This window comes from Amycolatopsis thailandensis, assembly GCF_002234405.1.
GTDB classification, from domain to species: Bacteria; Actinomycetota; Actinomycetes; order Mycobacteriales; family Pseudonocardiaceae; genus Amycolatopsis; species Amycolatopsis thailandensis.
In genome coordinates this window covers 1-655 of record NZ_NMQT01000358.1, presented here as the reverse complement: position 1 = coordinate 655, position 655 = coordinate 1, and the positions used below count along the sequence as shown (strand labels likewise).

Annotated in this window: 1 protein-coding gene; it reads right to left on the bottom strand. The window is 72.7% G+C overall.

Annotation, left to right across the window (positions count from 1 at the left end):
- On the bottom strand, window positions 1-655 hold a 655-nt coding region (locus CFP71_RS42870), incomplete at both ends, for a molybdopterin-dependent oxidoreductase (protein WP_244200056.1).

The window sequence follows — 655 nt, the reverse complement described above, 5'->3', positions numbered from 1 at the left end:
TATCCGCTGCGGCGGGGTGGCGAGGAGGACCTTGCCGTCCGTGGGCTCCGGGCGTGCAATGAAAGCGTCCTTCATAGCAAAATCTGCAATGAAAGCGTCCTTCATCTCACGCGCGGGCAGCTTCGCCAGATCGGCGGCCGCGGCGGCCGGGGTCTGGGTGAACAGGTCGGCGTCCATCTCGACGGCGAGGGTGTCGAGCACCCGGCAGTCCGGCAGGGCGCCGGTGCCTTCGAGGGTGACGGCGAACTCGCGGCGGCGGCCTTCCCAGTTCAGGTAGGTGCCCGACTTCTCGACCGCCGGAGCGATCGGGAGGACGACGTCCGCGTGCTCGGTGACCGCGCCGCGCCGCAGTTCGAGGCTCACCACGAACTTCGCGTTCTCGAGCGCGCGGCGGGCCAGATCCGGGTCCGGCAGGTCGTCCGGGTCGACGCCGCCGATGAGCAGACCGTCGAGGTCGTTGCCGGAAGCGGCCTTGAGGATCGCGGTGGTGTCGCGGCCCGCCGTGGCGGGAAGCTCGACGCCCCAGGCCTTTTCGACCTCGGCGCGAGCCGCCGCGTCGGTGACCGGGCGGCCACCGGGCAGCAGCGTCGGCGCCGCGCCCGCCGCCAGGGCACCGCGTTCACCCGCGCGACGCGGGATCCACGCGAGCCGGGCG